The organism is Sphingobacterium siyangense (assembly GCF_007830445.1).
GTDB lineage: Bacteria > Bacteroidota > Bacteroidia > Sphingobacteriales > Sphingobacteriaceae > Sphingobacterium > Sphingobacterium siyangense.
This window is the reverse complement of record NZ_VLKR01000014.1, coordinates 137,843-150,686: the sequence shown is the minus strand read 5'-3', so window position 1 is coordinate 150,686 and position 12,844 is coordinate 137,843. Positions and strand designations below refer to the sequence as shown.

At 32.7% G+C, this 12,844-nt stretch carries 13 protein-coding genes; 3 read left to right on the top strand and 10 right to left on the bottom strand.

Annotated elements, in window-relative coordinates; all coding sequences use genetic code 11:
- Window positions 1–195 precede the first annotated feature (195 nt).
- From IQ31_RS14135 to IQ31_RS14125, 3 genes are read right to left on the bottom strand one after another with little or no spacing between them, the layout of a single operon-like run.
- Window positions 196–483: a hypothetical protein gene (locus IQ31_RS14135; protein WP_145328360.1), complete on the bottom strand. Its 288-nt coding sequence runs from the start codon at window positions 481–483 to the stop codon at window positions 196–198.
- Window positions 484–485: 2 nt separating this feature from the next.
- Window positions 486–1,562: an HlyD family secretion protein gene (locus IQ31_RS14130; RefSeq protein WP_145328359.1), complete on the bottom strand. Its 1,077-nt coding sequence runs from the start codon at window positions 1,560–1,562 to the stop codon at window positions 486–488.
- Window positions 1,563–1,577: 15 nt separating this feature from the next.
- On the bottom strand, window positions 1,578–2,900 hold the full coding sequence (locus IQ31_RS14125; protein ID WP_145328358.1) for a TolC family protein: 1,323 nt from the start codon (window positions 2,898–2,900) through the stop codon (window positions 1,578–1,580).
- A 237-nt stretch (window positions 2,901–3,137) separates the two neighbouring features.
- Here IQ31_RS14125 and IQ31_RS14120 point away from each other — a divergent pair, with 237 nt between their 5' ends.
- Window positions 3,138–3,704, top strand: coding sequence for a Crp/Fnr family transcriptional regulator (locus IQ31_RS14120; RefSeq protein WP_158638886.1), 567 nt, complete (start codon window positions 3,138–3,140; stop codon window positions 3,702–3,704).
- A gap of 76 nt (window positions 3,705–3,780) precedes the next feature.
- Window positions 3,781–4,623, top strand: a complete 843-nt coding sequence (locus IQ31_RS14115; RefSeq protein ID WP_145328356.1) for a hypothetical protein — start codon at window positions 3,781–3,783, stop codon at window positions 4,621–4,623.
- Window position 4,624: 1 nt separating this feature from the next.
- Here the strand turns inward: IQ31_RS14115 and IQ31_RS14110 are convergent, their stop codons facing one another.
- From IQ31_RS14110 to IQ31_RS14080, 7 genes are all read right to left on the bottom strand, one after another.
- A complete protein-coding gene (locus tag IQ31_RS14110) occupies window positions 4,625–5,044 on the bottom strand; it encodes a hypothetical protein (RefSeq protein WP_145328355.1) in 420 nt (139 codons plus the stop codon).
- Window positions 5,045–5,235: 191 nt separating this feature from the next.
- Window positions 5,236–6,009 carry a LytR/AlgR family response regulator transcription factor gene (locus IQ31_RS14105; protein WP_145328354.1) on the bottom strand — a complete coding sequence of 258 codons (774 nt, stop codon included), beginning with the start codon at window positions 6,007–6,009 and terminating at the stop codon, window positions 5,236–5,238.
- The gene (locus tag IQ31_RS14100) at window positions 6,006–7,022 is read right to left on the bottom strand and encodes a sensor histidine kinase (protein ID WP_158638884.1); all 1,017 of its coding nucleotides are present in this window, start codon (window positions 7,020–7,022) and stop codon (window positions 6,006–6,008) included. The genes IQ31_RS14105 and IQ31_RS14100 overlap by 4 nt, the downstream gene beginning before the upstream one ends.
- A 138-nt stretch (window positions 7,023–7,160) precedes the next feature.
- Window positions 7,161–7,673 carry a DUF6515 family protein gene (locus IQ31_RS14095; RefSeq protein WP_145328352.1) on the bottom strand — a complete coding sequence of 171 codons (513 nt, stop codon included), beginning with the start codon at window positions 7,671–7,673 and terminating at the stop codon, window positions 7,161–7,163.
- Between the two features lie 130 nt (window positions 7,674–7,803).
- Window positions 7,804–8,208, bottom strand: coding sequence for a hypothetical protein (locus IQ31_RS14090; protein ID WP_145328351.1), 405 nt, complete (start codon window positions 8,206–8,208; stop codon window positions 7,804–7,806).
- 62 nt (window positions 8,209–8,270) lie between these two features.
- Window positions 8,271–8,999, bottom strand: a complete 729-nt coding sequence (locus tag IQ31_RS14085; RefSeq protein WP_145328350.1) for a hypothetical protein — start codon at window positions 8,997–8,999, stop codon at window positions 8,271–8,273.
- A gap of 476 nt (window positions 9,000–9,475) precedes the next feature.
- On the bottom strand, window positions 9,476–10,351 hold the full coding sequence (locus IQ31_RS14080) for a DUF6268 family outer membrane beta-barrel protein (protein ID WP_145328349.1): 876 nt from the start codon (window positions 10,349–10,351) through the stop codon (window positions 9,476–9,478).
- A 662-nt stretch (window positions 10,352–11,013) separates the two neighbouring features.
- Here IQ31_RS14080 and IQ31_RS14075 point away from each other — a divergent pair.
- Window positions 11,014–12,564 carry a DHA2 family efflux MFS transporter permease subunit gene (locus tag IQ31_RS14075; RefSeq protein WP_145328348.1) on the top strand — a complete coding sequence of 517 codons (1,551 nt, stop codon included), beginning with the start codon at window positions 11,014–11,016 and terminating at the stop codon, window positions 12,562–12,564.
- Window positions 12,565–12,844 lie beyond the last annotated feature (280 nt).

Genomic DNA, 12,844 nt, shown 5'->3' with positions numbered 1-12,844 from the left:
TGGTTTATCTCACGGTTAAAGAAATATCAAAAAAATGGACCATGCCTGTCCGGAATTGGGGATTGACAATGCAACAATTACATATTAAATTTGGGGATAGAATTAAAGCCTTCGGCAACTCCTTTTAGGGTTCGCACTCGAGGCTGAAAGCCTCTGAGAACGAACCCTAAAAGGAGTGATGTGACACAGTTCAGTTTACACTACCAATATAAGCATACCGACCAGTCCAACCAACATATGTGTTTTATTGGTATATCTTTCTGCAAACCTTTGGGCTAGAAGTATATTCAAAGCCATTCCTACAAATACAGCGTTATAGGCCATTGTGAAATGTTCCGTATACTCCCCCTGACCATTATACATATCCACTGCAGTCCCAAGAAATATACCATTGGCTGATAACACAACCGTTCCTATAATGAACATCGCCGGATATCGGATGTATTTAGGAACAGACGGATGAAATATTGGATTGATTTCCATTATTAATCATTTTTTGACTCTGCTAAACGTACCTCAACATTCATTCCTGCACGAAGATTGGTAAGTAGTTTAGCATTGTTTTCATTATTTATAAATTCAATTTTTACTGGAATACGTTGTTGTACTTTAACAAAGTTTCCTGTAGAATTATCGTAAGGAACAGACGAGAATCTAGACCCTGTTGCTTCAGAAATAGCGGTAACAGTTCCATAAAAAATCTGATCTTTTAAACCATCAATAGTTAGCTCCATTTTTGTCCCTAACTTTAATCTTTCAATTTTTGTTTCTTTGTAATTAGCAACCACCCAAACTTTATCATTTCTAATCAATGATAATAGGTTTTGTCCAGCCTGGAGAAGTTGACCTTCTTGCACAATTCTTCTGCCTGTGTATCCATCATATGGGGCTGTAATAACTGTATAAGATAGATTTAGTTCAGCCATATTTACTAAAGCTTCTGTCCGTTTGACCTCTGCATCGTTAACTTCAATCTTTTTTTCTGTCTCATTAGTTGAGAATTTACTGGTATTGCGTTGTTGCTCCAAAGCTCTTGTTTGTGCTTCTAGTGCATCATAATCTGTCTTAACCTGATCATACTGCTGTTGTGTAGCAGCGCCTTCTTTTAACAGATTTTCATATCTATTTAAGTTTTGTTTTGCATTCCATAGACGTGACCTGGTAGCCGCTACATTCGCCTCAGAAGTACCTACACTGCTTTGAACAGTGTTTACCGCATACGATGAAACAGTTTTAGAAGCTAAGGCTGATAAATGTGCCGCCTGTGCCTGCTGTAACTGAATCTTGTATTCTCTGTCATCTATTATCAAAAGAGTATCTCCTTTTTTTACTTGTTGATGTTCATCAAAACGCACTTCTCTGATGTAACCTGGAATCCTAGTGTTTACAGGATTAATGTATTGCTCAATTTGAGCATTATTAGTGTACAGGTCATCATCTAAATTCAGGTATACTGAAATACCCCACCATATAAATCCAATACACACTGCGGCCAAGCTTAAGTTTAGAAGTAAACGATAGAACTTTTTTCTACCATTTTTTTTATTTCCTATGTTAGTCATCTCAAATGATTTTCTTTAAAGTGTTCCTTTTGTTCTTAGTAATTTGTAGTAGGCGTACAGTACAGTAATATTTGCATTGCTTACCTTGATCTCTGCATCGATTTTAGTATCTGAAGCATCAATCATATCAGTTAACAAGGCTAACTGATTAAAATATTTTTTTTCAACTATCCTATAGTTTTCGTTGGCTGAAACAAGATTTGTATGATAGGAATCCAAATTTGCTGTTGCCTCATTATATCTTATATACGATTCTCTAATATCCAACTCTACATTTTGTCTTTGCAATTGATTTTGTTCTCTAGTTTGATCGACTTGGATTTTTCCTGATTTTATTTTTCTAGGAGATTGGTATAGTGATCCTATATTGTAGCGAACACTAAGACCAGCCTGCCATACGTTTGAGTAAATATCAATTGCCGGCATCGTGTTAGTAAACGGTCGTTGAAAATTATTACAAGCAAAGAGTGCAATTTCCGGATATCTTTCAGCTCCTATTATCTTTAGGTTCTTTTCAGCAATTGCAATTTCTGTATTTGTGATCTTCAAATCTTGATTGTTTGCTAAACCGTCGCTTAGTTCAGCATCTATATCTGAAAGATGATATTGATTGTTCAATATACTTGTATCAGGCTCAAGTCTTACCGATTCGTCTAATCCTAAAACCATATTGAGCTGTTGATTGACGATGATTAAATCGTTGTTAGTTTTCCTATATGCAATTTCCAGATCTGATATTTGTAGCTGTGTTCGAAGAACATCATTATTTGTAACCATACCTTGTTTAAACAGCGTATTGATGTTTTTTAAACGCTCTTTTGCCAACGTTGTATTTTCTTCTATAATTTTGACTTGGTTTTTTAATTGATAAATATCCAAGTACTTAGCAACTACCAAAAACTTAATGTCGGTGACATTTTTTTTTAGATTTAATGCAGCAATCTGTTCTTCAAGACTTACTTTAGCTATATTATTATCTATTTCTCCTCCTTTAAAAATAACTTGATAAGCTTGAACTGAAAACTGCGTTAGATTATGTGGAATTTCGGCAGTTTGATGTTCAGAAAAAGAAGGTGTCCATATCTGAGAATTACTAATGTATCCATAAGTAAGACCTGTCGAAAGTGTAGGAAGTTTAGTTAATTTAGCAATCTCTATTTTTTGTTTTGCTTGCTCTTCAGATTTTCCAACTACTTTTAATTTTTGACTATTTTTTATGGCTAGGTCAAAAGCTTCTTCTATCGTCAATCTAATGTCGTTTGAGTTTTTTTGAGCTTTAACTGTTCCTATACCAAGAGCGCTAATCGCTAAAAATAGTATAAGCCTAATTTTTTTCATGATGCCTTATCGCTGTTTTAAATATTATACAAATTTCCTAAAACAGTAATCGCCATGCATTCACATTTGTTAATAACGAATTTGTGCTATATTTTTATTAATATAATTTATTTAATAAAAACTTGTAATTGATTGATAAATAGCGGTTTATTATGTTTATTTTTTTTGTTTATTTTTGTGATATTATTTAAGATGATGATAGAAGATTATAGCTTTTGTACCCCGTTTATTAACTATATGAATGAGTTCATTTCTGTCGATGAAGAAAGTGTCGAGTTGATCTCAGAATATAGCAGAGAAATTAAATTTCCAAAACACCACCTGATGCTTAATGAAGGATTATCTTCAGAGAGTGTTTACTTTATTGTATCTGGAGAAGCTAGGTCTTTCTATACAGACTTTCATGGAAAAACCACTACCTGGTCATTTCATTTTAATAATGAAAATAGCATTAGTAGAAATTTATTCGCATTTGATTACCGTGCTTTTCTTACTAAAATGCCATCATCTGTATCTGTTGAAGCACTAAGTGAAGTAACTGTTATTTCCTTTTCTAAAGCACAGGTAGATTTTCTATTGACCAATTGCAGGGCCTTTGAACAATGGACTAGAAAATTAAACGAAACGGCTTTTATTAATATGTATGATAGGGCGTTTACTTTGTTGACTATGACTGCATCTGAAAGATATAATAAACTATTAAAAGAAGAACCGCATTTATTACAAATGTTCTCGAATTACTATATAGCTTCATATTTGGGTATAGCTCCTCAATCTCTTAGAAGGATTAGAAACCAAAAATAAACAGGTTTAACTCATATACAGTTAGTTTTAATGATATCAAAACCTTAGTCTTAAAGCATAATTTACCCTAACATCAATGAAAATAAGAGTTAAAAAGGACCTTAAAGTAGATTTAAGTACTCTAATTCGTATAGAAAGAAAAGGATTGTTGCCACGATTAATCGTGCACGAGCGGTTTGAAAAGCAAGTAAAGTGGACTTTAAGAATATTGACAATTATAGGTGTCGCTTCAAGCCTGGTGTCAATTAATGAATGGTACATTAGCTTTAGCCTAGCCATTTTATTATTATTGATTGAACAGTTCTTTGAAAAGACCGTATTTGAATATACTTCTTTTGTGATAATGCCTTTACCAGAGTTTGAAATTGACCATACACAATGGTTAACAAATGCTTTTCTTATTCCCCACAATGGACATAATGATCAGTTTTGCCATATTGGACCTGCTTTTAAGGATAGAGATTATGCCATTAATTTTTTCACTTATCTTACCAACTGGAACTGGGAAAGTTTTATTGATGATGAGAATGTTATCGTAGTCTCAATTATATTAGAGCCTGATTCTAGATATACAATGTATATTTACAGTAATCCTAGTAAAAGGCAGCTTGACAAAATATTTAAGGAAGATGCTAATAGAAATAATCTTAGTAAATACGGAAAACAACAGCAACAACTTTTTACGCAAATGATTTTTTGGAAAACTTTGGTCTATCATGAAGATTACTTCATTCACCAATTCATAACAAAACAACCGACAGATCAAAAGTTTTATTTCATGCCGGCTGTTTTGCCTAAAGTTCCAGAAGGAGAGATAGAATATTTATTTGAGTATGCTATCGAAAAGTTTCAATACAGGTTAAAACATAGAGGAAATATCACAAATAATGATATCGAATACTATTTCAAACCTCAATAAATTAAAAAATAACTAACTCCCAGCTTTTGATCATCAATACTATCACGTCTTTAGTTATAGGACAAATATTTGGTGTCCTAGTGCTTGGTAATACTCCAAAGGCAATTGGTAACTCTTGGTGATTTTTATGAGCAGATTTTAGACTTTCTAAGTCTTCAGAATTAATACTTAAGTTATTCACCGTGACAATATGACGATTTTTTAGGTCATTTATAACCAAGCGTATATTATTGTCAAATAGATAGAATGAAACTCGAACGAAACCTTTTTCAGTAGCTTCTAAGATTTCTTTAAAAGCCTCCCTGCCAACCTCTGCATCACTAAAACCTAATCCTCCAAGATCAGGACCTTTTTCAATATTTTCCGAGGCAAAAAAATAAAATGTATTAGATTGCTCTAATTTTTCTTGTAATGTCATCATAAAACTAATGTAATTAATTCACCTCATTTAAAAATAACATTTTTTCTCATTTATAAATATTTTAAAATGTTTTTTTATGCATGGAGTGCTTTATTTCTAAGCTGTTAAACCGAAATGAATTTATTAATAACTACGATGTTCATTGCTTGCAGCAAGTATCAACCTTTTTAAGATTGAGATAAAAAGTATAGTTAGTTTAACTTCACAATACCTTCTAACCAATGCAAAAATTCTACAGCCTTTGGTTTACTTACCATTACAACTTCTGGTGACTCAACAGTCATTTTAATTGCCAGCTTTCTTGAGAAAAAACGTTCCACATCACTAACAGCATTTCTGTTAATCAGAAACTGACGATTAGCCCTGTAAAACAGACTCGGGTCTACCATCGTTTCCAATTCTTCCATACTTGTAACCAGGAAGTATTTTTGATGAGAAAGTGTGCAAATTTGGACAATGTTATTGTCAAGCCAAAAATACGCGATGTCTTTTACACGAACCGGTACAATTCGTTCTCTCTGATTTACCAATAAAGTTGACTTGTAACGACGTCTCAGTTGATCATACATAGATGAAAAATCAGATGCGGTAGGTAATTTTGTAAATGCCTTTTGCATATTTTTGAACTTATTTAGTGCCTGCTCCAGTTGAAACTTACTTATTGGCTTAAGTAAATAGCTTACAGTATTAGTATCAAATGCACTTAAAATATATTCGTCAAATGCAGTACAAAAAATAATTGGACAATGCAGATCTAGTTTCCTGAAAATGTCGAAACTAAGACCATCAGCCAATTGTATATCGGAGAAAATAAGATCAGGTTGATTGTTTTGATTAAACCAGGTCAAAGATTGCTCTATAGAAACTAAAGTTGCCAAAACCCTAAAGTTTGGATCTATTTCTGTTATCATATCAGATAACTCCCTTGCTGTTAGAGGTTCATCCTCTATAATTAAAATATTCATAAAACTAGTGGCAAATGGATTTTAAAAAAAGTGTCTGTTTTCTCGATAGTGATTTCTTGACCGAGTAAAACCTTATAACGTTGACTAATATTCTTCAAACCAATTCCAGAAGATTTTTCTCTTGAATGCTTTGGTTGAAGATTATTCTCCACTATCAAAGAACTATTTGATGATACGTAGATGTGTATTTTAAGTGGCTTATAGTGAGCGGCCACATTATGCTTAATTGCATTTTCTATTAAAAGTTGTAAAGTAAGCGGAGGAATCTGAACATTAGATATATCTTCAGTTAGTTCGATCAGGATTTCTATTGCGTTTTCCAATCTGGTTTTAATAATGTACAAATAGGATTCGCAGAAAGCAATCTCATTTTTTAAAGTAACCAGATCACTTTCACGATGCTTCAACAAATAACGATATATACTCGATAATTCTTCAATATAGTCTTTTACAGATTGCTCCTTTGTCAAAGAAGCCAGTGCACTTAGAGTATTAAAAAGAAAATGTGGACTCAATTGCTCTTTTAACGATGAAAGATTAGCTTGTAAATGAGCTTGTTTTAAATATTCCAGTTCAAGCTGAGCACGTTCTTTTTCTCTCATTCCCTCCAGGTGTAGTACTAAAAAGCTAATTAGCCAATTAATTAATCCACCTCTTACTAAAACTAGCAAAGTTCTGCTTGTACTGGTAAACTTCTCTCCAACAGGCATAATAAAAACAGTAGTTTTAATATGGCTATTAAAAATTTCGTACAAAAAAGCTAAAATTATGCCAAGTGATATTGCGACTAAATAGTAAAACAATCGGAAATAGATAGACTTTTTAATGCTAAATCTATACGCTATTGAATAATTACCAATCCAGCAAAGTAAGGAAAAGGAAAAGTAGTAATAAAGTAAATATACATACTCCCCAAACTTAGAGGATTCAAACCTGATCAACCAAAGCAGAATCACTATGACTGAAATTAGTCCTGAAATCGGAATTCCGACCTGAAGGTTGTATTTTTTCACATTGTTAGTTTATAGAACCGTTCTTAAGTACTATCGGTCTCTTTTACAGCTGCCTAATTTATATTTAATACTAAAAAAGCAAGGGAAACGGTATATTGCTCCCTTGCTTCAAAAAAAGTATTTGATTTTTTTAATGAGTTAGGGTTGCATTTTTCCAACTACTTTGTAAGTAATATCTCCATTCTCAGAAACCTGTTTTTCATAATAAGTCTCATCTACTTTGTAATATCGTTTTCCATTAAGGACTACAACTTTAGCTCCTTTTGGAAGAATCTCAGCCGTTGCATTGTTTTTATTTGAAGTTGGGACTGCGACAACTTCATAAACATTAGGTTGTACTTCCAAATAGTAAGTGCTATCAAAATAGAAATAGCTTCTACCTCCAACTAAAACCGTCGTATAACCTACCGGTAATACATTTACATGTATTCCTACTGGTGGAACAACTACTGCGAAAGCTCCATTGTAAGGTTTGTAGTAAACCCCATTATAATAATGGTAATTAATTCCTCCGTGAACCACTAGTGCTGATGTACTAGGAACCCTTTTTACAACAGAAACGTTTCTAGTATAAATTGCTCTTTGTGCAAAGACAGATGAACTCAAACCAATACATAAAAGCAATGTGATAAACAATTTTTGATTTTTCATTTTATTCCTTATTTAACTGAAGCAATCTAAATACATAGCCTATTAATAGGGTGTTTTAGTATAAATCACTTCAGATTTTTGTTAGTAATCTGATAATTTTACTTTAGGTGGGAGTATTCTTTTAAATCCATCAATGAGAGGACATATAATTTAAAGCATTTTGTTTATTTTCTTCCCTCATTTGTTGGTATTGACTATATTGTGTTGGATTTAACACACCCTTTACTTCTTTATCTTTCTGCTGCTCTAGTGACATAGCCTCACGAGCTTTTGCCAATGGTCTACCACCATTGTTACGAAGATTAATGAGCTTACCAGCATAGTTCAAATTGATTTTTTCAATTGATTTCACCTGAATTGAATCCAGGTTTAGTTTGGTCTTCATCATTATTGTTTGAGCTTGACCTAATTGTTCTGGTGTAACGTTTTTTAATGAACCGGCATTTTGAGCATTGGCGAATTGAGATCCAGCAAGCATAATGATAAAGAACATTATAACTTGAAGCGATTTATATGTGATTTTTAAAGTTTTCATTTTGTATTTATTAAAAATTATTTGAATATTGAAAGATGTTATTCGAGAAAGAGCTAAAAGTTCTACCATGTGATTATGTAGGCTTGCCCGCTATTTAGAATAATCTTTGCTTTGTTATTTCCTAAAAATTCAATAGTTCCTTCATAACTGAAATTATCTCCAGAAACAGAGGTTCCATCAATTTTTACGCTAGCATTCCCTGATTTTATTTGTAGACTATTTTTATCAGCTACGATGTTGGATGAATGAATAATTAGTTTGCTTGTAAAGCTATTTTTATCACCAATTTTAGATGTTTGAGTTCCGGTTCTTGTATAATCTGTATTTAGTGTAAATACATTCTTAGAATTTTCAAGCCCATTCAACTCGTAATGTCCTTGGGTACCATCTTTACTTTTCATATTAGGCGCATCATATTCATTGCTTCCTTTGAAATCATAAATAAGCAAACTTGGAATCGTGCCTAAACAATTAAGTTCATAAGTCCAGTCTAACGCATAGCTATAAACTATATCAGTGCCATTGAGTTTAGAATTTGAAGTTGATAGGCTTTTCTTGTCACCACACTTTAGAACTTGTCCGTTTACAATTACAAGAGCATTGTTAACTTGTAAAATGTATCCCCCAAAAGAGGGTAAAAGATCATTCCTAATAGCATTTATTGCATCAGGTTCTGTGACTATAACATTATAAGTCAACTGATCTTTGCTACATGAACTAATAAAAACGGATAACATCAATGCAACTAAAATGCCACCGACTTTTTTTATTTTTTTTATTGTTTTTTTCATTTGTTTTAAACTTGTAAATTATCTTTTTGAATTTTGATTGGATACCTAAGATTACATTTGATGTAAATTCCCGGACAATAAAAACCTTGTTTTTAGATTATATCACCCGCTATCCAAATGGTTTATAAACATGATTTTATTGTTTTCTACTTTTATTGCCTTATTTATTTTCATTTCACTCGATTTTAAAAAAAGATATTTATTTAAATCTTTGTCAAAGGTATTTACTAAAAAAACGCGTCTTTGAAAATCTCTACAAAAGCCCTAGAAAAATATACCAAACCTACATTGATGGTATAATTTGTCTGTATGAAAATTAATCTTTATATAATTCATCAAAAAAGGTTTCAGATATTCTATGCTTGTACGCCTAAAGCGTTTGATATACTGCGTATTGTCGAATATTAGTAATGGCCTAGCCAGATAAATATTCATTTCAAAAACACATATTAAGTGCTGTATATAATTTAAACCCTTTAAAATAAACTATAACTTATACCTATTTGGCCAGTAAAAGAACTGTTCTTAAAGCTTTCCACAGGTTGAATCTTTTTACCTAAAGGTATAGTAACCAAATACCAAGTCGATTTCTCATTTTCATCATAGATACCAAATTCTTGTCTAGGACTGATCCCAGCTTTAAAGTTTATGTTCCAGTGTTTAGCAATGGTATAACGATAAAAAAGTGAAAAGGTAGATTGCGTGCTTTTAAAGTAGCGATTCTGACTTTCTTCGGACGCAATTCGGTAGGTATTTACATCAACATTCCACTCAAAACCAGTTCTTGATTTCTCATTTATTTTATAAACAATCTTTGGATTAACAGGGAAAATTCCTGCTATACTCCATCTCTCATTAAGTTGCTTGAACATCTCAAACAAGGGTACAATTTGGTGACCATAAAACTGGTGCGAGTACACCAGCCCATATCCAAATTTGCTATTTCCTTCGCCCTGTATTATATACTCTGAACCTATTGTCCATCTGAAGCTACTTGATGAGAAATTTTGATAATCACCGAAGGCTCCCATTTGACCAATTAGTCGAAGCTGATGTTTTTCACTCAATCGGGTTTGATACATCAAACGAACTGATGTACCATATACAGTCTCTGGATAATTTATATCTAAATTACTTAACCCAACCTGTCGGTAACCAATAACAGCAGATAATACATTGCGATCATTATAAAAAATAGGTAAAGCAATATTGCCTTCAAAAGTTCTTACGGTTTTTGTTGTATCACTTGTCTTCAATTTAGAATAACCATACGTGAGGTTGATTAACTCTTTGTCCTGTGCGAAAATGGTTGTAGGCAAAAGACAGCATAATATAAAGGTTAGTTTTTTCATTTAAGTAACGAGCTGTTTTATGTTTTATCAATCCAATAGCGAGCATACTCCTATTGGGAATACAGGTGAAAAACACCTTACAGTTTTTAGGTGTTTTTTATCCTTATGCCAAAGGTATAAAGCATAAAAAAACGTATTGTGATCAATTTTAATGAACAGGACAAAAAAGTGATTAAAGTGACCAGGCGTAAGAATTTTTTGATTTTCATTAGAATAAAGATCATTGAGTTCCCATTATTTGATATTCAATTCAGTCTTTATTAACCAATGCATCACAAATATTTAAATCTCCATTATGTGTTAGTTTTTCCACTTTTTGTATTAATCCTATTATTATACTCCTCCATACTTTTGCATCATATTATTGATCCTATCAATTTTCTTATATAGAGTTTTTTGATCCTATCTGGTAATAGAATTGTTTACAGCTGGACTTTTTTCTATGATTATTTTATCACCTAAAGCAGGAAAAAAAAAGCGGTTCATTATAAAAATAACCGCCCCAAATTTTAATAAAAAGGCTTACAAGGAAAAACCCTTGTGCTCCAACAAAAACGCCATAGGTCTTTCTAAAAATAGGCCTATGGCAATACTTTCCAATAAAGAGGATCTCATTCTGGGAATCTTTAATCATTCATTCATATACACATATACATATAAAAATGAGTCAGTTTAAACGTCAACTTTTGATTTTTACCGTGATTATTGCGGCTATTATGGAACTTATAGACACATCTATAGTTAATGTCGCATTATCATATATGAGCGGTAACCTGGGTTCAACTTTGGAAGATACTTCATGGGTTATAACTTCTTACGCTATTGCAAATGTAATTGTCATTCCTATGACTTCATTTTTAACAAGTAAGCTTGGACGAAGGATTTATTACATAGGATCCATAATCCTGTTCACCTTTTGTTCATTTATGTGTGGTCAGGCTAATAGCATCTGGATGCTTGTGTTTTTTCGCTTTTTACAGGGGCTTGGAGGTGGGGCTTTACTTTCTGTATCCCAAGCGGTAGTTTTTGAATTATTTCCAAAAGAAAAACAAGGTATCGCCGGGGCTCTTTTTGGAATGGGAGTATTTATAGGACCAACTATCGGCCCTACACTTGGTGGTTATTTAACTGAAGTTTACAGCTGGCCTTGGATTTTCTTCATTAATATTCCAATTGGAATAGCTGCGGCAGTTTCTTCCTATTATCTCCTTACAGAACCAAAAGAGAAAACGATTGTAAAAAAAGTTGATTGGACGGGTATTGCATTATTAGCAATTGGTGTAGGAACATTACAAACCGTTTTAGAAAGAGGTGAAACTGAAGACTGGTTTGCGACTCCTTATATACTGTGGTTTACTGTAATATCAGTTATGTCTCTAACCGCATTTATAATCTGGGAACTGAGCATAGAAAATCCTGTTGTTAATCTGAGGGTCCTAAAGAGCAAAACTCTAAGTATAGCTGCAGTCTTAACTTTCATAACAGGAATTGGAATGTTTACCTCAGTGTATTTAACCCCAATCATCGCGCAACGTCTTTTAAATTTCACACCTACCCAAACAGGGCTACTTAATTTACCCGGTGCTATCATTGCATTGTTTGGTTTAATGATGTCTGGACAAGCCTTACAACGAGGCGTTTCCCCAGTGCTCATCGTTACTATAGGTTACATACTTTTTATATTTTTCAATTGGCAGATGTCAACAATAAATTTTGATTCCAGCTCTACCCAAATTAGTGTTAACTTAATTTATAGAGCCTTAGGAATGGCATTTTTAACAGTTCCACTAACAGTTTTAGCAGTATCTTCGGTATCACCCAAAGATATACCTCAAGCTGCTGCTCTAAACAACATGATGCGCCAGCTTGGAGGTTCGTTTGGAATCTCTATTGTAAATACCTATTCTTTCAGGAGAACAGCCGTCCACAGAACAGATCTTATTAGCCATATTACACCCGACAATATATTGTATGTTAACCGCATTAATAGTTACACAGCCTATTTTCAGGAAAAAGGTGCCGGTTACATCGATGCACATCAGAAAGCTTTGGGATTGATGGAAAAAGTGGTTGTCAAGCAGTCTACTATGTTAGGTTATATTGATTCCTTTTTACTTATAGCAGTGCTATTTGCATGTTCTCTTCCGCTCTTGTTATTTGTAATTAAAAGAAAAAAGGGACAACCAATGCCAATGATAATTTCAGATCATTAAAAAATAGCCCAATGAGTTTTTGTAAATAGGGAATTGTATTTTATGATTCATAATAAACCAGTAAATACTTGATTTTAGGTATTACTGGTTTTTTTATTTAAATCCATGGGCAACCTAAATAATCTCTTAAAATTAACTATTCACTCTTTCGAAGAATTCACTGTTTATAAATTGATCATAATTCACTTACAATTACTCAATTATATCTCTTGTATATCCGATCAATATTGCGTTTTAACATATAAACTTTTTTTATTTATTAACAAATGTGAACGAAATA

What these genes read in the sequence shown, in the direction of transcription:
- IQ31_RS14110 (WP_145328355.1), bottom strand. Translation starts at nt 5,044, where the DNA reads ATGATGACATTACAAGAAAAATTAGAGCAATCTAATACATTTTATTTT.
- IQ31_RS14080 (WP_145328349.1), bottom strand. Translation starts at nt 10,351, where the DNA reads ATGAAAAAACTAACCTTTATATTATGCTGTCTTTTGCCTACAACCATT.
- IQ31_RS14085 (WP_145328350.1), bottom strand. Translation starts at nt 8,999, where the DNA reads ATGAAAAAAACAATAAAAAAAATAAAAAAAGTCGGTGGCATTTTAGTT.
- IQ31_RS14075 (WP_145328348.1), top strand. Translation starts at nt 11,014, where the DNA reads ATGAGTCAGTTTAAACGTCAACTTTTGATTTTTACCGTGATTATTGCG.
- IQ31_RS14135 (WP_145328360.1), bottom strand. Translation starts at nt 483, where the DNA reads ATGGAAATCAATCCAATATTTCATCCGTCTGTTCCTAAATACATCCGA.
- IQ31_RS14125 (WP_145328358.1), bottom strand. Translation starts at nt 2,900, where the DNA reads ATGAAAAAAATTAGGCTTATACTATTTTTAGCGATTAGCGCTCTTGGT.
- IQ31_RS14120 (WP_158638886.1), top strand. Translation starts at nt 3,138, where the DNA reads ATGAATGAGTTCATTTCTGTCGATGAAGAAAGTGTCGAGTTGATCTCA.
- IQ31_RS14105 (WP_145328354.1), bottom strand. Translation starts at nt 6,009, where the DNA reads ATGAATATTTTAATTATAGAGGATGAACCTCTAACAGCAAGGGAGTTA.
- IQ31_RS14115 (WP_145328356.1), top strand. Translation starts at nt 3,781, where the DNA reads ATGAAAATAAGAGTTAAAAAGGACCTTAAAGTAGATTTAAGTACTCTA.
- IQ31_RS14095 (WP_145328352.1), bottom strand. Translation starts at nt 7,673, where the DNA reads ATGAAAAATCAAAAATTGTTTATCACATTGCTTTTATGTATTGGTTTG.
- IQ31_RS14090 (WP_145328351.1), bottom strand. Translation starts at nt 8,208, where the DNA reads ATGAAAACTTTAAAAATCACATATAAATCGCTTCAAGTTATAATGTTC.
- IQ31_RS14130 (WP_145328359.1), bottom strand. Translation starts at nt 1,562, where the DNA reads ATGACTAACATAGGAAATAAAAAAAATGGTAGAAAAAAGTTCTATCGT.